Here is a 25,855-nt window from a genome sequence, read left to right on the forward strand (position 1 = left end):
GTCTTGCCATGATCGACATGGCCAATCGTGCCGATGTTCACATGAGGCTTTGTACGCTCGAATTTACCTTTTGCCATAGTCTCTTTCCTTGGACGGCCGGGACCTTCAGTTCAGTCGAATGCGGGGCGATTAGCGACTGCGGCCGAAAAACACAAGTGTCTTGTGGCCGGGGCTTTCTCACCCGGTCTGAACCCATGATCCGGTTTTCGGGGATGTGGCGCGGATATAGGAACGAACAAGATGAAATGGAATGGCCTGACATAGGTTCCGCGGCTACCAGCATTCAGCGGATGGACATCGCTGCTTCCGCCTGTCCGCCTTGCCGGATTTACAGCCGGATCTGGCCCATTGCCGGTGTGACGCCGGTCTGATTTCCTGATCCGATGCATTTCATTCCGATCGCCATCCGCGGCCCGCTGTTCATGATCCTGTCGACCGGGTCCTATGTCGCCAACGACACCATGTTGAAGCTCGCGACGGTCGGGCTGCCGCCCTATGAAGTGCTGTTTTTGCGCGGGACGGCGGCAACGCTGTGGGGCATTCCGTTGCTGTTTGCGCTGGGCTACGCCAGGCAGATCCCGCTGATCCTCGACAGGAGAGTGCTGCAAAGAAACCTGCTCGAGCTGGCGGCAATCCTTTGCTACGTGGTGGCGCTTGCTAACATGCAGATCGCCGATTCGACCGCCCTGGGACAGATCACGCCCCTGCTCATGCTGATTGGCTCCTCTGTCCTGTTCGGCGAACGGATCGGCGGCTTGCGCATGGCGCTGATCGGGCTCGGCTTCATCGGCGCGGTGATGGTGGCGCAGCCGACCATGCAGGGAATCTCGGTCTACGCCTTGCTGGCGCTCGGCAACGCGGCATTCGCCGCCGCGCGCGATCTCGCCGGGCGCCGGGTCGCCGCCGACGTGCCCGGAATGATCGTCGCAATTTCCGCGGTGGTGGTGGTGCTGGTCGGATCAGGCGTCGCGCATCTGATGTCGGAGCGTTGGGTGGCGCCCGAGACGCATCATTTACTTCTGATGGCCGGGGCCGGATTGTTCCTGATTTTTGGCCATTTCTTCATCTTCATGGCCTATCGCGCCGGGCCAACCGGCGTCGTGGCGCCGTTTTACTACTGCTTCACCGTCTGGGCGGTCATTTCCGGCCTGGTGGTGTTCCAGCAATTGCCGAACGCACTGGCGATCGGCGGTATCCTGCTGGTGGTGGCCAGCGGGCTGACCATCGTGTCGCTCGACGAGCGGCGGCGCCGACTGACCGTCGTCGCATAATTTGGGCAGTGGTGACCAAAACAACGGACCACAGATTTCAACTTGGCCGCTGCCCGCAAAAAATGGAGAAACCTGTGACAAGCCAGGAGAACGTCGGCAACCGCATGCTTGCCGGAAAATGCCTGTGCGGCGCCGTGCAATACGCGGTGGCCGACGAGTTCATCTACGCCGCCAACTGCCACTGCTCGGACTGCCGGCGCACCACCGGTTCGGCCTTCAAGCCGTTTGCCGGCATCGAGCGTGAGAGACTGAGCCTGACCAAGGGCGAGGACAACCTCCTGATCTTTGGCGAGGAGACCGGCCACAACGTGCACTGCAAGACCTGCGGCTCATTGCTCTACTCGGTCGTCCGCGACGGCGCCTTCGTCCACGTCACCATGGGAACCCTCGTCGACGAGCCGGCCATCCGTCCAACGCAGCACATCTTTGTCGGCTCCAAGGCGAAGTGGTTCACGATCGCCGACGACCTGCCTCAATATGAAGAGCATGCTGCCGGGGGCGCCGACTGAAGACCTGGCGATGCGGCTGACGGCATTGCCGTCAGCACACGCAGTGACACGGCGCATTTTCAAGGAAGTTATTTTCGATAATGACTTCAACAGCATGCTTGGAGCGGGTAGCGGGAATCGAACCCGCATATTCAGCTTGGAAGGCTGCTGCTCTACCACTGAGCTATACCCGCGCATTTCACCCGAAAACCGCTATGCACTTTTCGGTCCGAGGCTTGCGTTTCAGGGCTTCCGGGCCGGCAGTGGTGGAGAGGGTTGGATTTGAACCAACGTAGGCATAGCCAACGGATTTACAGTCCGTCCCCTTTAACCACTCGGGCACCTCTCCAGTCTGCCGCCGGAGCCATGCAACGAGGCATCGACGCGTCGCGGCCGCAGGAGCAGCCCGTCGCGAAGCGCCTTATGGCGGCAGCGCCCAAAACTGTCAACCGCAACATCCCGGCAAAACGCGCTGAATTTGTTGACGACCCGACGAGCAGGGTTTTGCGGCTGTATCCATGGGCGAACGACACGGCTATAGAACCGGCCATGAGCAACGACAACAAGCCCAAGACCCCGAAAGACACCCACTACGCCAAGCTGCGCCGCGCGCATCGCGACGAGAAGAGCGGCGGCGCGCCGGCGTTCAGGCCGCGCCAGCCGGTACCACCAGGAGAGACCGCCGCGGATGGGCTGGTGCGGCTGTACGGCCTGCATACGGTGCGAGCAGCACTCGACAATCCGCGCCGGCGGATCAAGAAGATGCTGGTGACGCGCAACGCCGCCGAGCGGCTGGCTATCGCCGACCTCACCGCCCTGCCCTTTGAGACAGAGATGGTCGAGCCGAAAGACATCGACAAGGTCACCGGCTCTGACGCCGTGCATCAGGGCGTGCTGATCGAAGCCGAGCCGCTAAAACCCAAGCGCCTCGATGCGCTCGGCGATACCACGCTGGTGCTGGTCCTCGACCAGGTCACCGATCCGCACAATGTCGGCGCGATCCTGCGCTCGGCGGTCGCCTTCGGCGCCGGCGCGCTGATCACCACGGCGCGCCACAGTCCGCATGAATCCGGCGTGCTGGCAAAGTCGGCCTCCGGCGCGCTGGAGCATATCGACCAGATCGAGGTAAAAAACCTCGCCGACGCGCTCGGCCAATTGCACGAGGTCGGGTTCCAGACCATCGGCCTCGATTCGGACGGACCGGCGGAACTCGAAAAGAGCTTTTCGGGAGAAAAGATCGCGCTGGTGCTGGGCGCCGAAGGCAAGGGCCTGCGCCAGAAGACGCGCGAAACGGTGACAACGCTGGCCAGGCTCGACATGCCCGGCGCCATCCGCTCGCTCAACGTGTCGAATGCGGCGGCGGTGAGCCTTTATGCGGCGAGGAAGTTTTTGGGTTAGGGGAGTAGGGGAGTAGGGGAGTAGGGGAGTAGGGGAATAGGGCAGTAGGGCAGTAGGGCAGTAGGGATGCACTTGCTGCGAGCCGCAACCCGCCTTGCTGCCTATCCTTACTCCCCTATTCCCCTATTCCCCTATTCCCCTAACTCATATCCCGCCATTCGCTCCAGCGCCTTGACCAGCGCCGAATGATCCTCCTTGGCGCCGCCATTGGCCGCGCAGGAGTTGAACAATTGTTGCGTCGTCGAGGTGTTGGGTAGTGCCACGCCGAGCGCTTTCGCCCCTTCCAGCGCGAGATTAAGATCCTTCTGGTGCAGTTCGATGCGAAAGCCCGGCGCGAAGCTGCGCTTGATCATGCGCTCGCCATGCACTTCGAGGATGCGCGAGGCGGCCAGCCCGCCCATCAGCGCCTGCCGCACCTTGGCCGGATCGGCGCCGGCTTTCGATGCAAAAACAAGCGCTTCGGCGACCGCTTCAATGGTCAGCGCGACGACGATCTGGTTGGCGATCTTGGTGGTCTGGCCGACGCCGTTCGGTCCGACCAGCGTGATGTTCTTGCCCATTTTCTCGAACACCGGCCTGGCGCGCTCGAAGGCCTTTTCCTCGCCGCCGACCATGATGGTCAGCGACGCGGCCTTGGCGCCGACCTCGCCGCCCGACACCGGCGCATCGAGATAGTCGCAGCCCAGCGCATTGATTTTCGTGGCGAATTCCTTGGTCTCGATCGGCGAGATCGAGCTCATGTCGATGACCAGCTTGCCCGCGGTCAAACCCGAGGCGACGCCGCTGTCGCCGAACAGCACGTCGGCCACCTCAGGCGTGTCGGGAACCATGGTGATGACGACGTCGGCGGCACGTGCCACGGCGTGATGGCCGGAGACGGTTTTTAGACCCTCGGCGACGAGATCGGCCGGCGGTTTCGAGCGATGGTCGCTGGCGACGACGGTGTAGCCGGCGTCGAGCAGATGCCCCGCCATCGGCGCGCCCATGATGCCGAGGCCGATGAAGCCGATGGTGTCCATTGATGTTCTCCGTTCTTTTTAAGGCCGCGTTCCGTCGCGCCCCCCTCTGGCCTGCCGGCCATCTCCCCCACAGGTGGGGAGATGGCAGTTCCGGCGCCGGCTATTACTTTTCCAACCTCGAAAATTGGCGAAAACGGCGGTGACGTCCAATCTCCCCACCCGTGGGGGAGATGGCCGGCAGGCCAGAGGGGGGCGCGACGGAACGCGACGTCGATTGTAAACGTCCCTAAGCCGCAGCGTTCCCCTGCCCGGCAAACTCCCGGAACCAGCCCAGCCCGGCTTCCGTCCCGCCCTTCGGCTTGTACTCCGCCCCGACCCAGCCGGAATAGCCGATGCGGTCGATGTGACTGTACAGAAAAGGAAAATTGATCTCGCCCGTCCCCGGCTCATGCCGGCCGGGATTGTCCGCCAGCTGGATATGCGCAATGCGGTCGAGGTTTGCCTCGATGGTGCGGGCGAGATCGCCCTCCATGATCTGCATGTGATAGATGTCATATTGCAGGAACAGGTTTTTTGAGCCGACGCGGTCGATGAGCGCCAGGGCCTGGTCCGAATAGTTGAGGAAGAAGCCGGGAATGTCGCGGGTGTTGATCGGCTCGATCAGCAGCCTCACGCCGGCCTGCTCCAGCTTCTCGGCCGCGAAAGCCAGGTTTTCGGCGAAGACATCTTCCAGCACCGAACGCTCGACACCTTGCGGTGCGATGCCGGCGAGGCAGTTGACCTGTTCGCAACCCAGCGCATGCGCATAGGTGATCGCCCTGGCGATGCCTTGCCGGAACTCGGGAATGCGATCCGGCAACACCGCAATGCCGCGCTCGCCCTTGCCCCAGTCGCCGGCCGGCAGGTTGAACAGCACCTGCGTCAGGCCGTTCTTCTTCAGCCTCGCCGCAACGACATCGGGCGCATGGTCATAAGGGCCGATATATTCGACACCCCCAAAACCGGCGCGGGCGGCGGCTTCGAAGCGGTCGAGGAAATCGTGCTCGCCAAAGAGCATCGAGAGGTTGGCTGAAAACCGTGGCATTCTTTTTCTCCGTTCAGTCCAGCATGACAATCGCCGTCGGCGCGTCTTCATGATGTTCGGCAAGGTCCTCGAATTCGGTGATCTTGTCGATTTCGGTGCCCATCGAAACATTGGTGACGCGCTCCAAGATGAATTCGAGCACGACCGGAACCTGGTGCTCCTTCATCAGGCGCTGCGCCTGCTTGAAGGCGCCGGCGAATTCCTCCGGCCTGCGCACCCGGACCGCCTTGCAGCCCATGGCCTCGGCGACAGCAACATGGTCGACGCCGTAGCCGGCCTCGGGATCGTCCTTCCGGTTGACGTTCTCGAAGGCGAGGCTGACCTCGAAATCCATCGAAAAGCCGCGCTGCGCCTGGCGGATGAGGCCGAGATAGGCATTGTTCACGACGACATGGATCAAGGGCAATCTGTGCTGCGCGCCGGCCGCCAGTTCCTCGATCATGAACTGGAAATCATAGTCGCCGGACAACGCCACGATGTTGCGCTGCGGATCGGCGGCGCGAACGCCAAGTGCGGCCGGCAGCGTCCAGCCGAGCGGGCCGGCCTGGCCGCAATTGATCCAGTTGCGCGGCTTGTAGACATGCAGGAACTGAGCGCCGGCGATCTGCGAAAGCCCGATCGTGGTGACATAGGTGGTGTCGCGGCCGAATGCCTTGTTCATCTCCTCGTAGACGCGCTGCGGTTTTAGCGGCACCTGGTCGAAATGCGTCTTGCGCTTCAGCGTCTTCTTGCGGCCCTGGCATTCCCTGGCCCAACCCGACCAGTCGCGCAGTTTTCCAGCCGTTTTCCACTCGGTGGCGACGTCGAGCAGCATTTTGAGCGCCGCACCGGCATCCGAAACGACGCCGAGGTCCGGCGCGAAGACACGGCCGATCTGGGTCGGCTCGATGTCGACATGGATGAATTTCTTGCCCCTCGTGTAGACGTCGACGGAGCCGGTGTGGCGGTTGGCCCAGCGATTGCCGATGCCGAAGACGAAATCGGCCTCGAGCATCGTTGCGTTGCCGTAGCGATGCGAAGTCTGCAGCCCGCACATGCCGGCCATCAGCCGGTGGTCGTCGGGGATCGCGCCCCAGCCCATCAGCGTCGGGATCACGGGCACGCCGGTGACTTCGGCGAACTCGATCAGCAGATCCGAGGCATCGGCGTTAATGATGCCGCCGCCGGCAACGATGACAGGCTTTTCGGCCGCGTTGAGCATCGCCAAGGCCTTCTCGGCCTGGCCGCGGGACATTGCCGGCTTGAACGGCACCAGCGGCTCATAGGCGTCGATGTCGAACTCGATCTCGGCCAGTTGCACATCGACCGGCAGATCGATGAGAACCGGCCCCGGCCGCGACGAGCGCATCAGGTGGAACGCCTTCTGCAGCGCCATCGGCACCAGATAGGGTTCCATGACGGTGACTGCCCATTTGGCGACGGGTGCTGCGATGGCGGCGATGTCGACGGCCTGGAAATCCTCCTTGTTGAGACGCGCCCGCGGCGCCTGGCCGGTGATGCAGAGGATCGGGATGGAATCGGCTGCGGCCGAATAGAGGCCGGTGATCATGTCGGTGCCGGCTGGACCCGAAGTGCCGATGCACAGGCCGATATTGCCTGATATGGCGCGGGTATAACCTTCGGCCATGTGCGAGGCCGCCTCGACATGGCGCGCCAGGATATGGCGGATCGTAGCCCTCGCCTTCAGCGCCGAATAGAACGGGTTGATGGCAGCGCCCGGCACGCCAAAGGCGCAGGAGATGCCTTCTTTTTCCAAAACGAGAACCGCTGCGTCGACTGCGCGCATCCTGGCCATGTCAGCCTCCACGGAATTGTTGATGGCCGAGAATGGCAGCGCGCCACTTATTTTTCAATTTTTTCAGAATATTTTTTCATTTTCAAGAAACGGCTGTTATATACTGATTTAATTGGATTTCCTGTTTTCCACGAAATTCCCTTGGCAAATAAGTGAAAAACTTTTTCATTGCGCATTGGGCGAAATCGGCAAGAATGCCACTATGGAAACCGCCGAAAAACGCCAGCGCGGACGGCCGCGCGCCTTCAACGGCCCGGCCGAGGCGGCTTCGGTGCAGTCGCTCGACCGGGCGCTGCGCATCCTGGCCATCGTCGCCGAAGGCAGCGGCCTGTCGCTGAGCGAGATCGCCGCGCAGAGCGGCCTCCCCGCCTCCACCACCTACCGCATGCTGACGACGCTGGAAAACCACGGCATGGTCGAGTTCGACAGCAGCGACCAGCTGTGGTCGATCGGCGTCGAGACCTATCGCATGGGCGCGGCGTTCCTGCGCCGCCGCAAGCTGGTCGACCGCGCCCGCATTGTCATGCAGGAATTGATGGAGAAGACCGGCGAGACCGCCAATCTCGGCGTCGCCGAGGACGATTGCGTCGTCTTCGTCAGCCAGGTCGAGACGCATCAGGCGATCCGCGCCTTCTTCCGGCCGGGCACGCGCAGTTCCTTCCATGCATCGGGCATCGGCAAGGCGGTGCTGGCGCATCTCGAGCCGCAGCGCGTCGGCGCCGTCCTGCGCCGGACCGGGCTGGAGCGCTTCACCGAAAAGACGCTTTCCGACGTCTCGGCGCTGGCCCGTGATCTGGTGACGATCAAGCTGCGCGGCTGGTCGGTCGACGACGAGGAACGGCACCCCGGCATGCACTGCGTTGCCGCGGCCATCTTCAACGAGTTCGGCGAGCCGATCGGCGGCGTGTCTGTTTCGGGACCGACGGTGCGGGTCACGCCGCAGCGGCTGGCCGAGATCGGCCCGCTGGTGCGCGATGCGGCAGCGGAAATAACCAGGATGATTGGTGGTCTGCCGCCCCCTTCTTCACCAAGCCGCGCCGCCGAACCGGGTTCACTCTTCGAGATTGGCGCTGCGCGCTCACCTTGACAGCCGCCCGGCTACGGCCAAGTTTGCGTCCACCTTCCGCCAGCCGACGCCCGAAAGACGCATGAGCCTCCAATCCGTCAAAGCCTTCTTCGCCGAGTATGCCCGCGACATCGAGGTGATCGAAACGCCGACAAGCTCGGCGACCGTCGCGCTCGCGGCCGAGGCGCACGGCGTCGAGCCGGGGCAGATCGCCAAGACCATCTGCCTGCGCGTCGGTGACCGGGCCATGCTGGTCGTCGCCCGCGGCGACGCGCGCATCGACGATCGCAAATCGCGCGATGCATTCGGCGGCAAGCCGCGCATGCTCGATGCCGAGCAGGTGGCCGAAATCACTGGCCATCCGATTGGCGGCGTCTGCCCCTTCGGCCTCGCCTCGCCGTTGCCGGTCTATTGCGACGTATCGCTGCGCGCCTACGATCAGGTCGTGCCCGCGGCCGGCGCAACCAATGCAGCGGTGAAAATAGGCGTCGAGCGCATGGCAGCGCTGACCGGCGCCGAATGGTGCGACATCTGTCAGGATGAGCTAGGCCCCGGGCACCGCGCTCTTGGTCGATAGGTCGTAGAAATCAAGCAGCATCGCCAGCCCAACTCCGCAGGCGGTGAAGATCAGGCCGGCGATGAAGATGCGGGTGGCGCGTTCATAGACGCGTCGCTGTAGAGACGTTGTGTCGAGCAGCAACCGCAGCGCTCGTATCTGCAAGGCAATGCCTATCAAAATCGGCACGACGGCTGCCAGGTGATAGATTTCCCAAGGGAGCGGGTTGGCGGCCCAATGCGTGATGAAGCCCAGCGAGAAAGCCAGTAGAATGCCGACGGTGGTGATCGTGCCGTTGCGGAAATCCGTCTCAATCTGCTCTTGCTTGGGTTCGTGCTCGTCCAAGCGTCCCTCTCCCTCTGGTGCCTTCACCGCTAGACTAAGCTGTCGAAAAATCCCTGTACATCCCTCGCTGGAACCGGTCGCGGTGCCGGGTTCAATTTTGCAACCCAGACAGCTGAAAAAGGGCAGTGGGTGGCCCTTTTTCCCTTGCCTGAAACGGTTCACCTCCCCTCAAAGCCGGCAGCGGTGACGGTAGCCGTCGTAGCCGACATAGGTGTCGGAGTACGGATCGTAACTCTGATAGCGGTTGAGGCAGCGCCGGACGTGCCATGAGCCGCCATTTTCCTCGATGTAAACGGTGCGCGGCTGGGCGAGCGCGCTGCCGAGCAGGAAGCCGCCGACGCCGGCGGCGATGCCGATGCCAAGGTGCTTGTTGTGATGGTGCTTGTGATGGGCGGCCGAAGGCTGAACGGTGCCGGCCAGCATGGCGGCGGCGACAGTGGTGGCGATGAGGCCGGAAACGATGGTGCGCTTCAACATGACGATCTCCTTGCTGCGTTGTCTGAGAGGCGATCCATCCCGCCTCTTGACCATCAGTCGTTGCAGCAAGGAAAAAGGTTCGACGGTTTTTTTGGATTTTTTCAAAAGCGCAAAAGCGGCCGAACTGAACAGGTTTGCAGGCAGGCGCGCAAATTACGACCGGCGAGAGCGCCGATCGACAGTCCGGCGGCAGGAGGCCTCAGCCCATGCCGGTGATGTGGCGCAGCCAGAAGGCAAGCGCGATGAAGCCGATGATGGTGGTGACGCCGGTCCAGTCGACATTGGCGCTCTTCAAAAGCTTGATGAGCTTCACCAGGAGAAACCAGGCCACGACGACGATCAGGGCAATGACGACAAGTCTGATCATGCGACACCCTCGCCTATGCGATTGCACCTTCGAACGATATAGGAAGCCAATTGGCCGTTTTCAGGATGCCTGCGCCGGCGGCTCCAGCGCGCTCAAAACCGAGTTTTGTCTTTACTGGCGCACCAAATATGCTAACCGGAGCGCCGTGCCCTTGTAGCTCAGCTGGTAGAGCAGCGGTTTTGTAAACCGAAGGTCGGCGGTTCGATTCCGTCCGGGGGCACCAAAAGCTCAATAAAATCAATTGCCTTTCCCTCAAATCATCCAGTGACATTTGTTCGGGGGAACGCTCCGGGAACGATCGCTTCGAAATCGGCTGCTCTGTAACACGCCTCAAAACCAGCTATGATGGCGTTCAAAGCGGGCATCTTGCCTTGTGCGCAGGGGGCGCAGCGCAGCCGGCGGCCAAACATCAGCAGGAGTCGTTGAATGGAGCGGTTATTCAAAAATCTGTGGGTAACGATACCGCTAATAGTGTGCGCCATTAGTTTTTTTGCGACCATAACTCTGATCATTTCTTATAAATTATACGATTTAAACGGATATATATATGCGTATATAACTAACTATGGAAGTGGGCGCGATTCCGTAATTGCCTTCTTGTTTCTTGTCGCCTTTTTGACCATGGCCAACCGTAACGCACTTTCCAAACTTGTGGCCGAGGGCGGTACAGGGACACAGGAGACCCTACCTACCAGCTTGGTGAGGGATGAGCTTCTTGGCCTCCTTAGCGGCATCCTCGAATGCCTGCCGTGTATCTCCTTGGGGTCAACCTCCTCGCGACCTAAGGCTGCAAGGCAGAGGGCCGACGCACGTTGCCACTTGGGTCCCCTTCCTGGGCCACTTAAGGAGCTGCTCGGCGGCACCTCGGACATTGTTGCAGGCATAGCTGACACCGACCAGTTCGGTCTTCACGAACACCGGAGGGGAGAACCAGATGGTTGCCATGAAGGGACTCCACCGGCAGTCACTCGTTTACGCACAGGTTCGAGTCTAGGCTCATCCAATTTGATGACTAGGGGAATGGACCATGACCATTTTACTAAATTAGAAATGATGCATGAAGGGGCATACAATTCGCCCCAGCCGGCGACCCCACGCCCCCCGCGCTGGCTAGGCCCGGCGGCCCGACAGTCACTCGATAGGCTGTCGGGCCGTCCCTAGCAAAATTTGCACGGCAGCGACGACCGACTTGAGCCGAGGTAGAACCAATACGCAATTAAGACCCAATCAGAGGAGCGTAGCAGCCCCTCCTCCTCGGCGGCAGCCTCGAATGCCTTCCTTACGTCGTCGGGCGTGCGCTCGCCTTCAATTAGACCCATGCAGACCTCGACCGCCTCCTTCCACTTTGGTCCCCCCTTTGGTCCACTTCATGAGTTCCGCGGCGGCACCTTCGACATTGGTGCAGACGTAGGTGAGCCCAGGTTTGTCGGTTTCAATATAGACCGGAGGGTGAAACCAATGGATTGCCATAAGGGGTATCTAGGGCAGCTAGGGGATTTCGTCCCGACTGGCCTTACCGATCGCCTCAAGCAATGAAGCGAGGGTTGGCGTCAGTTCTGGTTCGACCTCCAGTCCCAACAGCCTGTGTACGTGACGACGATTGTTCGGTGCCGATCAATTCGCGAACGGCGTCGGCAAGGGTCCTGTGGCCCGCTGTGTCACGCTTCGCCATGTCTGCATGTCCCAACCCCGCCCGAGCCGCAACTCGCGGGTCACGGAATGGTTCCGTTAGGGGTCAGGAATGTTTTGGATAGGGCTGCCCGGGTTCCCGTCGGACAATTCTTGCTCTCGCCGCTCAAGGGCCTCCCGAAGCTTCACCGCTAAGGCGGCGAGCCTCGGTGGCAAGGTTCGATCGTTCTCCAGACTAAGTCGCTTGCGTAGCTTCCGACGATTATCTTCCGAACTGATCAACTCGCGAAAGCCACGGTCCCTATCTCGGGTTACCATAACGGTCCACCTAGTTTCAGACGCAACTCTTCGACTGAAAAAGGGTTCCGTAAGCGGGGCCGCATGTTTGGTAGAAATTTCTGAGCGCGAAGGCCTGGCCCGGGAGCCATTAGAGGATCATTCGCGTTGGTCGAAGGCTACCGCGCGCCCAAATGCCGGAGCCGCTTCCACGATAAACTCGATCAGATCACAGTCGGTCACTTCCCAATGGGGGCCATCTTCGCGCACCGCTGCTATGGTGGCCTTAACGGAGACGATTCCGCCGTATGGGGCTGCCTCGATGACCTCCATAACAAGGTCCTCGACTGTGCGCCCGTTCGTCGTCTTAACGTTCACCCGACGGTTCCCCGGTCACTACCCCAAATTACCTATGTGTTGCACCTTGCGGGACAAAATCAATGTACGAAATCGTACCAAGAAACGGGTCGGAATGTTTGGTAGAAATTTCCGAGCGGGGGATCGGATTACCAGCTCGCGCGAAGACCCCCCGGTGCCCCCTCGGGTTCCACCACACGCCACCCTCAGGAAAGCTTAGGCAGCCTCGCTTCACCCCACGATTGACGCGCCAGAGCTCGTCTCGCGGTAGCGCCAATGCTGTTTCGTGGGTCGTCGAGCAATGGGATGACTGCGAGCTTCAGGTAACGGCGGTGGTTGCCGTTGCGGTCAACATCGGATGGCCCAGGCAGGTAATGCGGTCGCCTTGACGGAGCGGCCGAAGGGATCGTCAGGCTCGGGCGGAGGGCGTTTGTGGTCGACGAGCGGGTTCCTGAGGGGTTGCCTTTGCGTCGGTGATCTCCTCAGGCAGCGTCGGGGAGGACTAGGAGGAGCCACGGCCGAGGGTCGCTGAACGGGCGCTGAAGATGGCGCTCTGGGTCGGCTAGACCTTCGGCGTTCCGGTAAATGAGCAGCGGGGACCGGGTGGGGGGCTTGGGGTTAGTCCCCGCTGCTTTGAGCTGCCTTCGCGGGGTGCAGTGGCAGCACAACTAAATAGTGACTGAGCGATGACAGGACCCAGACAGCGGAGCCTTGGGCACCCTGTCAGTCTTACGCCGGCTAGTGCCGCCCCCCAAGGCCACCCGGGCGGGTGTCTCAAGAGTGCGGCCGGGGACGGACCTTCAAAGATTGCGACTTCCGTACCCCAGCCTACACTCCGGCCTGACGCGCGTGCCCACCCAATCTACCCCAGCGTCAAGCGACAGGTCATTAGTAGCCGATATACATCGCCCCCAAATCGGCCGCTTGAGCTAGCTCGGATAGACAATTCGGGTGAGCGGGTTCAACGGGTCAAGAGGAGGGTCGGAATATCCGGGCCAAATTTTCTTACGACCCATCGGATAACAGGCTCATGCGTGGCACCCCCCGTGCCCCTTCATTTCCTCCACAGGCGGACCCGAGCACGCGGGGGGTCTTTACCGCTAGCCAGACTAGGGGGAACGGCTCGATGCTCATGCGAGGGGTCGGTGCAAGCGAGCCTGTCAGGGTCACCATCGGCGCCGTGCCAATGTGGAAGGCAGACCGGACCATTGGCGCTTGGGCGGGGATCGATGTCACAGAATACGACCGGGATGGACTTCGGACTGAGAAGCACCGCCCATTCCCAGCAGCTCAAATGAAAGCGCAATGCCGCTGAAACTCGAACTGGCGATCATTCATAGTTCCGCCGCTTTGAATTGAAACCTTTCAAGTCCTTCTGGTATCTGAACTGCCAATATTTCTTCAATTTCTTCAAAAATCGCGCGGTATTCCTCGCCCGCTTGGGGAACACTATCTTCCCTAACTTAATGTCCCGAAGGTGGCTGATTGCTCTATGATAGCGAATGGGCGCATGATCATCAAAAGTGACGAAAATCGTACCGCGTATCTTTTCCCATACTACGGCAATGCTCTTTGAGGGCGCATATTTCGCATGACGGATGCCATTGCCGTTGTGCCTAAGCATTTGCCCTCTGCTGGGCACAATTTCGAAGCGAAGTTCCTCGATTTGCTTCTCTCAGGACTACGCTGGCAAATATCGGCCTTGCTAATATCTCCACCGTCCTTAGCCTCAATTTCAGCGATGATCGCTTGAAGGATGGCAAAATGGGGGGCGCTTTGTCGCTCTTGGTTCTTGAACCACTTATCTGCATACGCCCGATTGCAGAAAGTAATCTTCACCTCGGTCATGGTGGCCTCGTCCAAGAGCAATGCGTCGGACCACATAGCTACGGTGCGCCTGCGACTGACACAAGCACATCCGGGCCGCTCAGGCTTGCAAGCCAAATCTGGACGAGGCGAACAGGGTGATAACTCCCTCTCGTTGAGCCAACGAGGTTGACAGAAGGTACACCGCTCGGGCACAAAGAGGTACACCGAGCTTAACCGCTTCGGGGGAAGAGCCCCTTCTATCCCCTTGATTTACACGGTAAGTTCGGGTGGAACGCCCCGGTTGGATTTGGCCCTTAGCGCCGTCCGGGGGCACCAAAGCCAGTCGTCTTGAATGAGGCTGGCCTTTCGGATTTTGCCGCGCTGCGCGAGGGGGGCAAGGCTAATCGTGACCTCTAGATCCCATACATCATGGCAATGAAGAATACCGGTGCAAAGATCAGGAAGATCGCCATTACTATAATCACGGCGAGGGCCAGGCGCTCTGTTCGCCTGACGATTGCAACGATGTCGTCGTTGCTCGATGAAACAAGATCAACCGCCGAGAAATCTGTTGGGTCAGGAGTTTGATTGTCATTGGCGGGTCGGCTTGCGACCGCATCGGCATTCTGTTGGCTCTGGATAAGGGTCACAGTTCATTCCCCGTTAGGGTGCCACATCGGGTGCCCGCCGATGAGTATACAGCGGGGCCACCCGGAACCACCGATGAAGGGACTTTGCTCGGCGGCCAAATACCAATCCCTTGCCAAGATCTTGGTTGCCAGCCTCAGCCCTCTGTCTTTAACGCACAGACTTCAGTCTTACTGCGTCATGGACCATAGCCCGGCGCCGGAACTAAGTGCCCGCCGGTCCCGTTGCCGACCAGTGATAATTGAGAATAGGAGATAGTCATGGCTGACGGTCCCACCGTTGTTAACTCAGGCGGAAATGGCGCCGGCACCGCTGTCGCCGTCGTTCTCGCAATTATCGCAATCGTGGTCCTGCTGTTGTTCACCGGCGTTATCAACATCAACGGCAGGGGCACCGGAAAGGACGTCGACGTAAAGGTTGAAGCGCCTAGGGTTGAAGCGCCCAATGTCGAAGCGCCAGCCGCGTCCGCTCCGGCAGAGCCGAGCGCACCTGCCCCAGCCGCGCCCGCTCCGGCAGAGCCGACCGCACCTGCTCCGGCAGCACCCGCTCCGGTAGCACCTGCTCCGGCAGCACCTGCTAACGGCGGCTGATTGTGACATCGGATATTAGGCCCGGCGGGATGAGCTTCCGGGCTTGATGAAAACGTTGACGGCCGTCCACACTCTGCAAAGCGGCCCACGCAAGATCGCGCCCTATATTGGCGGCATGTATGGTGGTCTCGCTGCGCTCGATCTGTTTCAGCCTGGCCTTCCTTCGCGAGCATCGACGCCAGATGCGGCGGCAGTCGGCGGTCGAGCCCGTCATCGGCCACATCAAGAGCGAACAAAGTATGGGCCGCAACTATCTCGCCGGCCAGCAGGGCGACGCCCTCAACGCCATCCCGGCCGCCGCCGGCTACAACTTCTCCCTCCTGCTCAGGTGGCTGAAGGTTTTTTTGTCGCTATTGATCGCCCTGCTTCAACTTCGACCGAAGTCGGTCGCCGCTTAGGGCCCGGATTGTTCACGGTCGACAAATCCGACTTCGGCCATTCGCTGTGCATCTCGGGAAAGCCGAAATGCAGGGTGAAGGGCCAATTCCTATTCTTAGAACGGGTACAGCACTGGCGTCAGCCCAGCCGAATGACCGTCATAAGGGTGGATGTACGATTCCGGGATCTTCCAGTTCGGCTTAGATGCCACTTGAAAGAAGTAGCCAAACTCTGAACGCCAACGAAATGCTTCCATCTGTCCAAATTGGGCGATCAGCATGACGGCGCAGGCAACGACAGCATCGATAGCGTGAGACAGGGTCCCTTCTTCAAAACTTCCTTCGCGATCATGTTTAACAGCGTTGTATGCCCGATACCAAGGTAGTGACTCCGTTGGGCGCGCGCTGTCCCAACCCTCAAAAGGTCTCACCTCCTTCATCCATGGGTAGTATGGGAGCAAAATTCCAAACTCACCCAGCCGCATTGCACTTTGAAGGGCGACGTAATCTAGCGTGGTGAATCTACCCGACACTCCATTTGCCTCAAGCACACCGCGCCAGTGCATCTCCACCTCTGTGCAGGCAAGAATGAGAAGGTTTCTTACTTCGTGCCCGTACACTTTGAAGTTCGAGGGCGAGGGGTGAACCGTTTGGCATCTCAGTTAGTTTGTGCGTGAGCGAAACTAGCTGCCCGCGCATGATCGCAAGCTGGGACTCTACCGTGTTCGACCCCGGACAATGATAAACCGGATTTGGGACCCCAACGTGCTGGTCAATCACTCTGGCCATGCGGGGATAGTACTCACCCGGTTTGAGGTGCGTACGTTCAAAGGAGAATGGCGCCGACTGTGGAATAAGTCGCGCCAATTTTGCTCCGACAGCGTCGAAGATGTCTTCCCCAGAAGGAAGCACGACGTGCGAGGACTCGTTGTTGAGCGGTTTTGAGACGCCGACTAGTGTCGCGACCGTCCCATCGAAATACCAAATCCCCTGGGCAGATCCATTTTTGTCGGTGCATCCAAAGTATCCGCTTGACTGCGCCATTGGGCCCTCCCGATCAGTTTAAGCCCAATCTACACCACAGTCCCGATTCTGGAACCATGTCGGATCCTACGGGGCAACCAGGGCCCTCCAGGGGGATAACAACACCCCCTCCTCCCCGGCGAAGGGGTTGAACCACTTGCCTTTAAGGCGAGATTAATGCCGACCATCCCGGTACGGCGGGGCGAGACTTAAAAAGTGGGACAGCGCGCCAAAAGATCATAGTGGAACTTCACAAAGCTGCTCTGCCCACTTTTTGGTAGCGTATTGACATTCCACATTCAGGAATTTCGCCCAGGGGAACCAGCAAGGGAAAAAAACGGCTTCTTGTTAGAACTTCTCCACGGGCGGGCGAAATCTGCTCATCCCCGATTTCCACAGGCCGCGGCCGTAGCCCGTCAGCTTCAACGCATATATTCGCTAGCAGACCACAGGTATTCCCCTTGTGGAAACCATAGGAGTCGCCGTTGGAGCAGAAACGCACGATCGCACCGTTTATCGGCGGCATGTATGGTGGTCTTGCTGCCCTGGCGTTGGCGTTCGGTTTCCGCTTCCTGATGACCGCCGATCCCGATCCGACCTCGCAGGCAACGATAGCCATTTCGGGGCTGGCCTTCTCGATCTGTTTCAGCCTGACCTTCCTTCGCGAGCATCGACGCCAGATCGCTGCCGCCAGAGAATTTCTAAGCCGCCCAAGATCGTATCAGGACTAATCCCCGCGTTTCGCAAAGCAAAGCGCCCATGCCTCCGGTCCGGGGCATCAGAACCAACGGGATGCAGCAGGGCGATGCGGACCGGCCGGCATCTCCTGCTCCCGGCCATTTAATGCCATTCGATTAAAATGCCCCTCTGTATATTAGCAATCGCTCAATTTAGCGCGCCGACAATGTCCGGGCGGTGGGCTAAACAACGGGTAGTGTCATGCGAAGCGACTTCGCTGCAGCGCGCGAGCTCTTGGAGTGTGCCCAAAACCGGCTCTGCGGCATGGACGAAACCAGCCAGCGCGTCAGCGAGGCACTCGACTTGCTGATTGAAGAAATGGCCATCGCGGAATTCCGTAAGGCGCCACTGACCGTCGTGCCGTTTCCACGTGCGCGGCCACCCAGGCATGCTCGGTAGAACACCGCCGATGTAGTCAACAGCGGAAGTGCTCCCACCAGCGAAATTGAACCGGCGCGATTGCGGCTTAGCGGCGTCCGGGCCACCAGAAATCCCATCGGGAGCCCCTCACACCGCGATCGCCGCCACCAGAATCCGGTTCTGCCTTCGTATCGCGGCGCGCAGTTCGGCAATCCTGGCCCCATCGCGCTTCACGAACTCGATGAACATCATGTTCATGTTGTTGAACACCAGTTCGCCCAAGGCGTGTCCATCGATATCCCGGCGCACCAGGCCGAGCCCCTGCAGCCGGGCGATCAGCGCGCGGATCTGCTCGGTCAGCGCCCGGTCGAGCGCGGTATAGGCCTGGCCGAACGGGCTGTCGGGCAGTTGTGTCGAGATTGCCATCGCCTGCCGCCACATCTCCGTGCTGAGATAATGCAGCGAATGCTCGATATAGATGCCGAGCAGCGTGTCGAGCGCATCGCCGACATTGGCCGGCGGATTGGCGACGACGCCCTGCCCGGCATTGAGCACCTCGTTGACCTCCATCGAGACGATGGCGCCGAGGATGTCGCCCTTGTTCTGGTAATAGTTATAAATCGTGCCGACCGAGACTTCCGCCTGCGCCGCGATCGTCTCGATCTTGGCGGCTTCATAGCCGGTGTCGCGAAAAAGCGCCGCCGCCGCCTCGATGATCCGGCGATGCCGATCCGCCTTTTGCCTTGCCCGCAATCCGCTCATATCGGCTATCTGCCATAAAAACAGAATTGACTCAATTTTAGAATTGGTTCAATTTTTTGCCAGAAGCCAGAAAGGCAAGGGAAAACACTCGATGACCATCAATCCAAACACCCCGAATCCAACGAGCAGGAAGCCGCTTTCCGATCTGAAGAGCCATCTCTACGCCGCGTGTGCAGCGACAGCATTGTTGCTGGCGACGGGCAGCCTCGCTCAGGCCGCTGATCTCAACGCTCTGATCTGGTGCGATCACGCCGACCCGGCGCTGCTGCAGCCCTTCGAGGAGGCCAATGGCGTCAAGGTCAATGTCAAGGAATTCGAAGGCACCGGCGCCGGCATGGCGATTGTCGAGCAGTCGCAGCCCGGCGACTGGGACGTGATGGTGATCGACAGCATCGACATACCGCGCGGCGTCGAAAAGGGCCTGTTCGAACCGCTGCCGGAAGACAAGCTGCCGCTGGCCGACCTCTTTCCCCAGGTGAAGATGGACAGCTCCACCGTGGTCGACGGCAAGCGCTACGGCATCACCGAAAAGTTCGGCTACAACACCATCGGCTACAACAAGACCAAGGTCGATCCGGCCGACATGCAGTCGCTGGCCGCGCTGACCGGCGACAAATACAAGGGCAAGGTCGCCATCTACGACTATTACCTGCCGGTCATCGGCATGGCGGCGCTGGCGATCGGCAAGAAGACCGCCGAGCTCACTGAAGCCGACCTTCCGGCCATCAAGGAAGAGCTGCTCAAGATGAAGGCCAATGCCAAGCTGGTCGGCGATGTGACCGCCAGCCAGACCGCGCTGGCGACGGGCGAGGTCGACATTCTCGTCGGCGGCGGCGAATGGGTGACGGCCGGGCTGGCCAAGGAGAACCCTGCCCTCGACTTCTCGATTCCCAGAGAAGGTGCTGTGCTGTGGTCGCAGTCGCTGGCCATGTTCAAGGATTCCAAAAACAAGGACACGGCGCTAAAATTCATCCAGTACATCATGAGCCCTGAAGGCCAGGCGCGGCTTGCCACCTCGGCCTGCTATTGGGGCATGCCGGCGAATACCAAGGCGGCTCTGAGCGATGAGCAGAAGAAGATCCTGCGCTTCGACGAGCAGCCGGATTTCCTCGCCCGCGCCCAGCCCTACCCGGCGCCGGATGCCGATCTCGACAAGAAGATGCAGGACGTCTGGACCGAAATGCTGCAGGCGCAGTGACCGGTCGCCGGTCGTGAACTCTGCCACCAACAGCGGGCGTGCCCTGCCCCGGGCGGGCCGCGCACTGCCTCGGACGGGCCGTGCCGTGCCCTGGGCGCTGGTCACGCCGGCGCTCGGCTGGACGCTGCTGTTCTTCGTGCTGCCGTTCGTCGCCATGGGGTTTTCCAGCCTGACGGCGCATGACGGCGGCGGTCTTACGCTTGCCAACTACAGCCAGTTCTTCACCAATCCGGCCTATTGGCAGGCGATGGTGAACTCGCTGCAGGTCACCGTAATCGTCACCGTGATTTCGGTGCTGCTCGCCTACCCCTTCGCCTGGATCCTCGCCGAACAGGTGCCGGAACGCTGGCAGCGGCTGGCGCTGATGCTGGCGGTGCTGCCGTTCTGGACCTCCTATGTCGTGCGCTCCTATTCCTGGCTGCTGGTGCTGGCGCAGAACGGCGTGATCAACCGCGCGCTGACCGGCTCCGGCCTGTTCAGCGAGCCGCTGCAGCTCGCCAACACGCGGCTGGCCACGGTCACCGGCTTCGTGCACTTCTTCGTCATGCTTTTGACGCTGACGATCTTCGCCAATCTGAAGCAGCTCAGCCCGAGCTACCGCAAGGCAGCCGCCGATCTCGGCGCCGGGCCGGTGCGCACGTTCCTGCATGTCGTCCTGCCGCTGACCTTGCCCGGCATCATGGTCGGCGCCTTCCTCACCTTCGTGCTGTGCATCGGCGACTACATCACGCCGCAGATCCTCGGCGGCAACAACGAGCTTTTGATGCCGCAGCTGGTGATGATGCAGATCGGCCGGCGCGGCGATTTTCCGCTCGCCTCGGCGCTGTCGATCATCCTGATGGCTGTCGTCACCATTGCCTATCTCGCCTGCGCCCGCTGGCTCAAGATCGAGCGGGCCTGACCATGCGCGCCGTTGTCCGCATCGTCTCGTTGCTCTACGCCATCGCCATCTATGGCTTCATCTTCCTGCCGGTGGTCGTGCTGGTGCTGTTTTCGCTGCAGGCGACGTCGTTTCCGATCCCGCCCTTCACCGGGCCGTCGCTGCGCTGGTACGACGCCGTGCTCGCCGACACGCGGCTGACCTCGGCGCTGGTCAATTCGCTTCTAGTCGCGGCCCTCTCCTCGGCTGCCGCTGTCACGCTCGGTTTCCTCTCTGCCTGGAGTTTTGCGCGTTTCGCGCTGCCGGGCTCGGCCCTGCTGCGCGGGCTGATCACGCTGCCGCTGACCGTGAGCTATCTCATCATCGGCATGGGGCTGCTGGTGCTGTTCAACTGGGCCGGCATACCGAAATCGCTGCTTGCTGCCGGCATCGGCCATGTCGTGATCAACCTGCCGCTGTGCTTTGCCATCATCTACAGCCAGATGGGCGACCACCAGATCAACATCGAGCGTGCCGCGCGCGACCTCGGCGCGCCCGAATGGAAGGTGCTGCTGCTGATCACGGTGCCTGTCATGGCGCCGGCGATCTTCGCCGGTTTCTTCCTGTCGATGACCTTCTCCTGGGACGAATTCGTGATCTCGTTCCTGCTGACGCGCTTCGACACGACGCTGCCGGTCGAGATCTGGAACCTGCTGCGCTCAGGCCTCAATCCCAAGACCAACGCCGTCGGCTCACTGGTCTTCGCCGTCTCCATCGTGCTGGTGGTGTTTTTTGAACTGATGCTGTTGCGGAGGAAGCCGGCATGACCGCGCCACTGGTCGATGTCCGCGCGGTTTCGCATCGCTTCGGCCAGCACACCGTGCTGAGGAACGTGTCGCTGCAAATCGAGCCGGGCAGCTACACCATCCTGCTCGGCCCGTCGGGCTCCGGCAAGACGACGCTTTTGTCCATTCTCGGCGGCTTCGTCACGCCGAGCCAAGGCAAGGTGCTGATCCGCGGCGAGGACTGCACCGCGGTGCCGCCGGCGAAGCGCCCGACGACGACGGTGTTCCAGGACTATGCGCTGTTTCCGCACATGAGCGTCGGTAGCAATGTCGGCTTCGGCCTGCGCATGCAAGGCGTCGATGCCGCGACACGGACCACGCGGGCGCGCGAGGCGCTGGCGCTGGTCGGGCTGGCCACCGCCTTCGACAAGAAGCCGCACCAGCTTTCCGGCGGCCAGCGGCAGCGCGTCGCGCTGGCCCGCGCCCTTGTCGTCGAGCCTGCGGTGCTGCTGCTCGACGAACCGCTCGGCGCGCTCGACCTACAATTGCGCCGGCAGATGCAGGACGAGTTGAAAGCGATCCAGAAACGCGTCGGCACCGCCTTCATCCACGTCACCCACGACCAGGAAGAGGCGATGGCGCTGGCCGACCATTGCGTGGTGATGAATGACGGGCGCATCGAGGACGAAGGTCCGCCGGAGCGCGTCTATGCGCGGCCGGCGACGCGCTTTTCCGCAACCTTCATGGGTGAGAGCACGCTGATATCGGGAATGGTGACGGCGGCGGAGCACGGAACAATCACTGTCGCGACCCAAATCGGAGCGCTTTCGCTGCCCGGCACACTGCCGGCCGGAACGACTGTCGCCCTCGCCGTTCGTCCGGAGCACCTTGTCCTCGGCGCAACCGCCGGCGCGGTAAGGCTCGGCACGGCCAAGGTGAGCGACGTGGTGTTTCAGGGCAGCTTCAAGCGCGTGCTTGCTGTCTCCGAGAAAGACCCGGCGCTGCACTTCATCGCCAGGGTTCCCGCTGCTGCGGTCGTCCAGCCGGGCGACATCTCTGCGGTTTCGTGCGACGCTGGCGATGTCATTCTTCTGGCGGGCTGAGCCATGGGCACGCTTCCGATCATCGACGCACCGAATTGGTATGAAGCCATCCGTATGGGCGATGGCGTAACGCTGATCCACGAGCCGTGGATCAAGCCGTTCTTCCGCTGCAACATCTGGCATGTGCGCGGCCGCGATCGCGATCTTCTGTTCGACACCGGCCTCGGCCATTTCAGCCTGCGGCGCCACGTCCCGCTGGTGACGGAGCGAAAGCTCGTTTGCGTGGCCAGCCACACGCATTTCGACCATATTGGCTGCCATCACGAATTTCCGGACCGTTGCGTGCATGCGGCCGAAGCAGAAATCCTCGCCGACCCGCGCAATGAATGGACGGTCGCCGACCGCTACGCGACCGACGCCATGTTCGACGCAATGCCGCAGGGCTGGGATGCCACGCGCTACCGGATCCGGCCGGCGCCGGCCGATCGTCTGCTTGGAGAAGGCGATTTCGTCGATCTCGGCAACCGTGCCTTCGAGGTGATCCACACGCCGGGCCATTCACCCGGCGGCATCGCGCTCTACGAGAGGAAGACCGGCATCCTGCTTTCCGGCGACATCGTCTATGACGGCCCGCTGATCGACGATGTCTATCATTCCGCTGTCGACGACTATGTCGAGACGCTGCTGCGGATGCGCGGGCTCGATGTTGCGGTCGTGCATGGCGGCCACTTCCCGAGCTTCGGCAAGGTGCGCTACCGCCAGCTTATCGACGAGTATCTCGCACAGAAGCGGCAGGCCGGCTGCCATCTGCTGCAGGCGCGATAAGCACCGGCCTCCTATCGCGAGAAGTGCCTGGCGAAGTCACAACGCCCGTTGCGGGCACGGCGTGCCGGCGGCATCGCCGCAGCGTGAGGCCGTTGGTTGGGGTCGCAAACTCGTCTGTTCCGACTGGCGCACCAGTTGGGCAAAGGCAAGCGCAAAACTTCCCAGCATCAAGACGATGACAATCAGGCGTGTTACCGGCAATAAATCGGTCCGACTAGCTGGCCCCACGCCGCCCATCCACTGCCGGCTAACATGGTCGATCCGGCTTTACGAGAGTTTAATTCCCGTCTTAACCATCACATTCGCTTGTCACTCGACACGATGCGCGAGCAGCAGGCCGGCGGCTCCTCCCGGCGCTGTATCAAGCGGCGCCAGATGTCTTGCTTTGCAGATTTGCCAGCCCATGCTAACCCGGCGCTGGCGCGGCCCAAGCAACCGGTCGCCACCGACCGGTCGCCATCAACACTCGCCATTGGGGAGCCATGAACAAAGCCGCCAGCCGCTTCGCCTTCGTCTCGTCCGACACCGCCGACGCCAAGGCGGCGCTGGAGAGCCTTTCGGCGCGCTATGGCCAAGCGTCCATCGAGGATGCGGAGATCGTCGTGGCGCTGGGCGGCGACGGCTTCCTGTTGCAGACCTTGCGCGACACGATGAGCACGGGAAAAAAGGTCTACGGCATGAACCGTGGCACCATCGGCTTCCTGATGAACGAATATCGCGCCAGCGGTTTGACCGGGCGCATCGCCGCGGCCGTTGCCGAAACGATCCGTCCGCTGGAGATGCAGGCGGTCACCGCTGAGGGCGAAACGATCTCGGCGTTGGCGATCAACGAGGTTGCGCTATGGCGCCAGTCCTACCAGACGGCCAAGATCCGTATCACCGTGGACGGGCAAGTGCGGCTGGAGGAATTGAACTGCGACGGTGTGATGGTCGCGACGCCGGCCGGCTCGACCGCCTACAACCTTTCCGCGCACGGACCGATCCTGCCGCTCGACGCGCCGCTGCTGGCGCTGACCCCGGTCAGTCCGTTCCGCCCGCGCCGCTGGCGCGGCGCGCTGCTCTCCAACAAGTCGACCGTTCGCTTCGATATCCTGGAGGCGGAAAAGCGGCCGGTGAACGCCGCCGCCGACCACACCGAGGTGAAGGCCGTAACCTCGGTTACGGTGCAGGAATCGCCAACGGTAACGGCGACGCTGCTGTTCGATCCGAGCCACTCGTGGAACGAGCGCATTCTCGCCGAACAGTTCCGCTATTGAGCCGGCGCAGCGACAGCAATTCGATTAAGCATCGCGATTAAGGTTACGACTTCACAATCGTGCCGTCCCCCGCCTGTTTGTGTTGACAAATCGTAGGCTTGCGCCTACCTGCAATACCAATCTTGCAGGCGCGCGGCGCTTGCCGCGACCGTTTGCGTTGCGCCCCCGAACCAGCCAAAGACAGCCAAACTTGTCCTCAGACACCCAGATCGCTCAAGACGTGTTGACCTTCGCAGACCTCGGCCTGTCGCCGAAGGTCCTTTCCGCAGTTACCGACGCCGGTTACACCGAACCGACTCCGATCCAGGCCGGCGCCATTCCGCACGCCTTGCTCGGCAAGGATATTTTGGGCATCGCCCAGACCGGCACCGGCAAGACGGCCTCGTTCGTGCTGCCGATGCTGACCCGCCTCGAAAAAGGCCGGGCGCGCGCCCGCATGCCACGCACACTGATCCTCGAGCCAACGCGCGAGCTTGCCGCGCAGGTTGAAGAGAACTTCATCAGATACGGCAAGAACCACAAGCTCAACATCGCGCTGCTGATCGGCGGCGTGTCCTTCGACGAGCAGGACAAGAAGCTGGAGCGCGGCGCCGACGTGCTGATCGCGACGCCGGGCCGCCTGCTCGATCATCGCGAGCGCGGAAAGCTTCTGCTCAACGGCGTCGAGATCCTGGTCATCGATGAGGCCGACCGCATGCTCGACATGGGCTTCATTCCCGACATCGAACGCATCTGCGAGATGATCCCGTTCACCAGGCAGACGCTGTTCTTCTCGGCGACGATGCCGCCTGAGATCACCAAGCTCACCGAGAAATTCCTGCACGCGCCGGTGCGCGTCGAGGTTTCGAAGGCCGCGTCCGCCGCGACCAACATCATCCAGCGTCTGGTGAAATCCGGCTCGAAACCCTGGGACAAGCGCGAGACGCTGCGCAATCTGATAAAGGCCGAGGATGCGGAGCTGAAGAACGCCATCATCTTCTGCAACCGCAAGATCGAGGTCTCGGAGCTTTTCCGCTCGCTGCTGAAACATGATTTCGACGCCGGCGCGCTGCATGGCGACATGGACCAGCGCGCGCGCATGCAGATGCTGGCCAATTTCCGTGACGGCAAACTGCGCTATCTCGTTGCGTCGGACGTCGCGGCGCGCGGCCTCGACATCCCCGACGTCAGCCACGTCTTCAATTACGACGTGCCGATCCATGCCGAGGACTATGTCCACCGCATCGGCCGCACCGGCCGCGCCGGCCGCTCGGGCAAATCCTTCACCATCGCCACCAAGTCCGACACCAAATACATCGACGCGATCGAACGGCTGATCGGCAACAAGATCGAGTGGCATGACGGCGATCTGTCGACGGTCGTCGCCAGCGAGGGCGGAGAGGACGATGCTCCCCGCCGTGGCGGGGGGGGGGGGGGGCCCCCCCCCCCCCCCCCCCCGCGCGGGGGGGGGGGGGGGGGGGGGGGGGGGGGGGGGGGGGGGGGGGGGGGGGGGGGGGGGGGGGGGGGGGGGGGGG

At 61.5% G+C, this 25,855-nt stretch carries 25 protein-coding genes, 3 tRNA genes and 2 pseudogenes; 16 read left to right on the plus strand and 14 right to left on the minus strand.

Annotated features, from left to right (window positions below; genetic code table 11):
- Window positions 1–77: pseudogene (locus AC0L18_RS31365) on the minus strand (GTP-binding protein); the annotation flags it as partial.
- Between the two features lie 306 nt (window positions 78–383).
- On the opposite strand from AC0L18_RS31365, the gene AC0L18_RS31370 reads away from it, so the two are divergent.
- Together AC0L18_RS31370 and AC0L18_RS31375 are read left to right on the plus strand one after the other, a co-directional pair.
- The gene (locus AC0L18_RS31370) at window positions 384–1,271 is read left to right on the plus strand and encodes a DMT family transporter (protein ID WP_287248050.1); all 888 of its coding nucleotides are present in this window, start codon (window positions 384–386) and stop codon (window positions 1,269–1,271) included.
- Window positions 1,272–1,333: 62 nt separating this feature from the next.
- Window positions 1,334–1,780, plus strand: coding sequence for a GFA family protein (locus AC0L18_RS31375; RefSeq protein WP_473495589.1), 447 nt, complete (start codon window positions 1,334–1,336; stop codon window positions 1,778–1,780).
- Between the two features lie 99 nt (window positions 1,781–1,879).
- On the opposite strand, the gene AC0L18_RS31380 is transcribed toward AC0L18_RS31375, so the two are convergent.
- Window positions 1,880–1,953, minus strand: a tRNA-Gly gene (locus AC0L18_RS31380).
- Window positions 1,954–2,023: 70 nt separating this feature from the next.
- Window positions 2,024–2,108 (minus strand) — tRNA-Tyr (locus tag AC0L18_RS31385).
- Between the two features lie 200 nt (window positions 2,109–2,308).
- Here AC0L18_RS31385 and AC0L18_RS31390 point away from each other — a divergent pair.
- The gene (locus AC0L18_RS31390) at window positions 2,309–3,157 is read left to right on the plus strand and encodes a TrmH family RNA methyltransferase (RefSeq protein ID WP_473495590.1); all 849 of its coding nucleotides are present in this window, start codon (window positions 2,309–2,311) and stop codon (window positions 3,155–3,157) included.
- Between the two features lie 131 nt (window positions 3,158–3,288).
- Here the strand turns inward: AC0L18_RS31390 and AC0L18_RS31395 are convergent, their stop codons facing one another.
- From AC0L18_RS31395 to gcl, 3 genes are all read right to left on the minus strand, one after another.
- Window positions 3,289–4,176 carry a 2-hydroxy-3-oxopropionate reductase gene (locus tag AC0L18_RS31395; protein ID WP_473495591.1) on the minus strand — a complete coding sequence of 296 codons (888 nt, stop codon included), beginning with the start codon at window positions 4,174–4,176 and terminating at the stop codon, window positions 3,289–3,291.
- A gap of 226 nt (window positions 4,177–4,402) precedes the next feature.
- Entirely contained in the window at window positions 4,403–5,200 is a 798-nt protein-coding gene (gene hyi, locus AC0L18_RS31400; RefSeq protein WP_473495592.1) for a hydroxypyruvate isomerase, read from the minus strand.
- A 13-nt stretch (window positions 5,201–5,213) separates the two neighbouring features.
- Window positions 5,214–6,995 carry a glyoxylate carboligase gene (gene gcl, locus AC0L18_RS31405; protein WP_473495593.1) on the minus strand — a complete coding sequence of 594 codons (1,782 nt, stop codon included), beginning with the start codon at window positions 6,993–6,995 and terminating at the stop codon, window positions 5,214–5,216.
- A 202-nt stretch (window positions 6,996–7,197) separates the two neighbouring features.
- Here gcl and bhcR point away from each other — a divergent pair, with 202 nt between their 5' ends.
- Entirely contained in the window at window positions 7,198–8,082 is an 885-nt protein-coding gene (gene bhcR / locus AC0L18_RS31410) for an HTH-type transcriptional regulator BhcR (RefSeq protein ID WP_473495594.1), read from the plus strand.
- Between the two features lie 61 nt (window positions 8,083–8,143).
- Window positions 8,144–8,638, plus strand: coding sequence for a YbaK/EbsC family protein (locus tag AC0L18_RS31415; RefSeq protein ID WP_473495595.1), 495 nt, complete (start codon window positions 8,144–8,146; stop codon window positions 8,636–8,638).
- On the opposite strand, the gene AC0L18_RS31420 is transcribed toward AC0L18_RS31415, so the two are convergent.
- The 3 genes from AC0L18_RS31420 to AC0L18_RS31430 form a co-directional block, all read right to left on the minus strand.
- Window positions 8,606–8,962 carry a hypothetical protein gene (locus AC0L18_RS31420; protein ID WP_473495596.1) on the minus strand — a complete coding sequence of 119 codons (357 nt, stop codon included), beginning with the start codon at window positions 8,960–8,962 and terminating at the stop codon, window positions 8,606–8,608. The genes AC0L18_RS31415 and AC0L18_RS31420 overlap by 33 nt on opposite strands.
- 168 nt (window positions 8,963–9,130) lie before the next feature.
- Complete coding sequence (locus AC0L18_RS31425) at window positions 9,131–9,439, minus strand: BA14K family protein (protein ID WP_473479037.1); 309 nt, start codon at window positions 9,437–9,439, stop codon at window positions 9,131–9,133.
- A 199-nt stretch (window positions 9,440–9,638) separates the two neighbouring features.
- Complete coding sequence (locus tag AC0L18_RS31430) at window positions 9,639–9,806, minus strand: hypothetical protein (RefSeq protein WP_473495597.1); 168 nt, start codon at window positions 9,804–9,806, stop codon at window positions 9,639–9,641.
- A gap of 147 nt (window positions 9,807–9,953) precedes the next feature.
- On the opposite strand from AC0L18_RS31430, the gene AC0L18_RS31435 reads away from it, so the two are divergent.
- Window positions 9,954–10,029 (plus strand) — tRNA-Thr (locus AC0L18_RS31435).
- Window positions 10,030–11,870: 1,841 nt separating this feature from the next.
- On the opposite strand, the gene AC0L18_RS31440 is transcribed toward AC0L18_RS31435, so the two are convergent.
- From AC0L18_RS31440 to AC0L18_RS31450, 3 genes are all read right to left on the minus strand, one after another.
- Window positions 11,871–12,044, minus strand: coding sequence for a hypothetical protein (locus AC0L18_RS31440; RefSeq protein WP_254027199.1), 174 nt, complete (start codon window positions 12,042–12,044; stop codon window positions 11,871–11,873).
- A gap of 1,581 nt (window positions 12,045–13,625) precedes the next feature.
- Entirely contained in the window at window positions 13,626–13,916 is a 291-nt protein-coding gene (locus AC0L18_RS31445) for a hypothetical protein (protein WP_473495598.1), read from the minus strand.
- A gap of 374 nt (window positions 13,917–14,290) precedes the next feature.
- Window positions 14,291–14,527 (minus strand): hypothetical protein, encoded by a 237-nt coding sequence (locus AC0L18_RS31450; protein ID WP_473495599.1) that lies wholly within the window; start codon window positions 14,525–14,527, stop codon window positions 14,291–14,293.
- Between the two features lie 258 nt (window positions 14,528–14,785).
- Between AC0L18_RS31450 and AC0L18_RS31455 the strand changes: the two genes are divergently transcribed.
- Window positions 14,786–15,115, plus strand: a complete 330-nt coding sequence (locus AC0L18_RS31455) for a hypothetical protein (protein ID WP_473495600.1) — start codon at window positions 14,786–14,788, stop codon at window positions 15,113–15,115.
- A gap of 173 nt (window positions 15,116–15,288) precedes the next feature.
- Window positions 15,289–15,513, plus strand: a pseudogene (locus tag AC0L18_RS31460) (IS5/IS1182 family transposase); the annotation flags it as partial.
- A gap of 95 nt (window positions 15,514–15,608) precedes the next feature.
- On the opposite strand, the gene AC0L18_RS31465 reads toward AC0L18_RS31460, so the two are convergent.
- Window positions 15,609–16,058: a hypothetical protein gene (locus AC0L18_RS31465; RefSeq protein ID WP_473495601.1), complete on the minus strand. Its 450-nt coding sequence runs from the start codon at window positions 16,056–16,058 to the stop codon at window positions 15,609–15,611.
- A 942-nt stretch (window positions 16,059–17,000) separates the two neighbouring features.
- Between AC0L18_RS31465 and AC0L18_RS31470 the strand changes: the two genes are divergently transcribed.
- Window positions 17,001–17,246, plus strand: coding sequence for a hypothetical protein (locus AC0L18_RS31470; RefSeq protein WP_473495602.1), 246 nt, complete (start codon window positions 17,001–17,003; stop codon window positions 17,244–17,246).
- A 514-nt stretch (window positions 17,247–17,760) separates the two neighbouring features.
- Here AC0L18_RS31470 and AC0L18_RS31475 read toward each other — a convergent pair.
- Window positions 17,761–18,375: a TetR/AcrR family transcriptional regulator gene (locus tag AC0L18_RS31475; RefSeq protein ID WP_473495603.1), complete on the minus strand. Its 615-nt coding sequence runs from the start codon at window positions 18,373–18,375 to the stop codon at window positions 17,761–17,763.
- A 91-nt stretch (window positions 18,376–18,466) separates the two neighbouring features.
- Between AC0L18_RS31475 and AC0L18_RS31480 the strand changes: the two genes are divergently transcribed.
- The 7 genes from AC0L18_RS31480 to AC0L18_RS31510 all read left to right on the plus strand — a co-directional run.
- Window positions 18,467–19,573: a polyamine ABC transporter substrate-binding protein gene (locus AC0L18_RS31480; protein ID WP_473495604.1), complete on the plus strand. Its 1,107-nt coding sequence runs from the start codon at window positions 18,467–18,469 to the stop codon at window positions 19,571–19,573.
- A gap of 13 nt (window positions 19,574–19,586) precedes the next feature.
- Window positions 19,587–20,474 (plus strand): ABC transporter permease, encoded by an 888-nt coding sequence (locus AC0L18_RS31485; RefSeq protein ID WP_473495605.1) that lies wholly within the window; start codon window positions 19,587–19,589, stop codon window positions 20,472–20,474.
- Window positions 20,475–20,476: 2 nt separating this feature from the next.
- Window positions 20,477–21,259: an ABC transporter permease gene (locus AC0L18_RS31490; RefSeq protein WP_473495606.1), complete on the plus strand. Its 783-nt coding sequence runs from the start codon at window positions 20,477–20,479 to the stop codon at window positions 21,257–21,259.
- Complete coding sequence (locus AC0L18_RS31495) at window positions 21,256–22,320, plus strand: ABC transporter ATP-binding protein (RefSeq protein ID WP_473495607.1); 1,065 nt, start codon at window positions 21,256–21,258, stop codon at window positions 22,318–22,320. The genes AC0L18_RS31490 and AC0L18_RS31495 overlap by 4 nt, the downstream gene beginning before the upstream one ends.
- Before the next feature lie 3 nt (window positions 22,321–22,323).
- Window positions 22,324–23,085 carry an MBL fold metallo-hydrolase gene (locus AC0L18_RS31500; protein ID WP_473495608.1) on the plus strand — a complete coding sequence of 254 codons (762 nt, stop codon included), beginning with the start codon at window positions 22,324–22,326 and terminating at the stop codon, window positions 23,083–23,085.
- A gap of 482 nt (window positions 23,086–23,567) precedes the next feature.
- Complete coding sequence (locus AC0L18_RS31505) at window positions 23,568–24,341, plus strand: NAD kinase (protein WP_128246554.1); 774 nt, start codon at window positions 23,568–23,570, stop codon at window positions 24,339–24,341.
- A gap of 190 nt (window positions 24,342–24,531) precedes the next feature.
- A partial coding sequence (locus tag AC0L18_RS31510; RefSeq protein ID WP_473495609.1) for a DEAD/DEAH box helicase occupies window positions 24,532–25,855 on the plus strand: 1,324 nt, incomplete at its 3' end.

The organism is Mesorhizobium sp. WSM4819 (assembly GCF_055811215.1).

Excerpts from the sequence above, each read along its gene's own strand:
- AC0L18_RS31440 (WP_254027199.1), bottom strand. The coding sequence starts at position 12,044 with ATGGAGGTCATCGAGGCAGCCCCATACGGCGGAATCGTCTCCGTTAAG.
- AC0L18_RS31415 (WP_473495595.1), top strand. The coding sequence starts at position 8,144 with ATGAGCCTCCAATCCGTCAAAGCCTTCTTCGCCGAGTATGCCCGCGAC.
- gcl (WP_473495593.1), bottom strand. The coding sequence starts at position 6,995 with ATGGCCAGGATGCGCGCAGTCGACGCAGCGGTTCTCGTTTTGGAAAAA.
- AC0L18_RS31395 (WP_473495591.1), bottom strand. The coding sequence starts at position 4,176 with ATGGACACCATCGGCTTCATCGGCCTCGGCATCATGGGCGCGCCGATG.
- AC0L18_RS31480 (WP_473495604.1), top strand. The coding sequence starts at position 18,467 with ATGACCATCAATCCAAACACCCCGAATCCAACGAGCAGGAAGCCGCTT.
- AC0L18_RS31500 (WP_473495608.1), top strand. The coding sequence starts at position 22,324 with ATGGGCACGCTTCCGATCATCGACGCACCGAATTGGTATGAAGCCATC.
- AC0L18_RS31375 (WP_473495589.1), top strand. The coding sequence starts at position 1,334 with ATGGAGAAACCTGTGACAAGCCAGGAGAACGTCGGCAACCGCATGCTT.
- AC0L18_RS31445 (WP_473495598.1), bottom strand. The coding sequence starts at position 13,916 with ATGACCGAGGTGAAGATTACTTTCTGCAATCGGGCGTATGCAGATAAG.
- AC0L18_RS31475 (WP_473495603.1), bottom strand. The coding sequence starts at position 18,375 with ATGAGCGGATTGCGGGCAAGGCAAAAGGCGGATCGGCATCGCCGGATC.
- hyi (WP_473495592.1), bottom strand. The coding sequence starts at position 5,200 with ATGCCACGGTTTTCAGCCAACCTCTCGATGCTCTTTGGCGAGCACGAT.
- AC0L18_RS31390 (WP_473495590.1), top strand. The coding sequence starts at position 2,309 with ATGAGCAACGACAACAAGCCCAAGACCCCGAAAGACACCCACTACGCC.
- AC0L18_RS31425 (WP_473479037.1), bottom strand. The coding sequence starts at position 9,439 with ATGTTGAAGCGCACCATCGTTTCCGGCCTCATCGCCACCACTGTCGCC.
- AC0L18_RS31465 (WP_473495601.1), bottom strand. The coding sequence starts at position 16,058 with ATGCACTGGCGCGGTGTGCTTGAGGCAAATGGAGTGTCGGGTAGATTC.
- AC0L18_RS31490 (WP_473495606.1), top strand. The coding sequence starts at position 20,477 with ATGCGCGCCGTTGTCCGCATCGTCTCGTTGCTCTACGCCATCGCCATC.
- AC0L18_RS31455 (WP_473495600.1), top strand. The coding sequence starts at position 14,786 with ATGGCTGACGGTCCCACCGTTGTTAACTCAGGCGGAAATGGCGCCGGC.
- AC0L18_RS31430 (WP_473495597.1), bottom strand. The coding sequence starts at position 9,806 with ATGATCAGACTTGTCGTCATTGCCCTGATCGTCGTCGTGGCCTGGTTT.
- AC0L18_RS31505 (WP_128246554.1), top strand. The coding sequence starts at position 23,568 with ATGAACAAAGCCGCCAGCCGCTTCGCCTTCGTCTCGTCCGACACCGCC.
- bhcR (WP_473495594.1), top strand. The coding sequence starts at position 7,198 with ATGGAAACCGCCGAAAAACGCCAGCGCGGACGGCCGCGCGCCTTCAAC.
- AC0L18_RS31370 (WP_287248050.1), top strand. The coding sequence starts at position 384 with ATGCATTTCATTCCGATCGCCATCCGCGGCCCGCTGTTCATGATCCTG.
- AC0L18_RS31495 (WP_473495607.1), top strand. The coding sequence starts at position 21,256 with ATGACCGCGCCACTGGTCGATGTCCGCGCGGTTTCGCATCGCTTCGGC.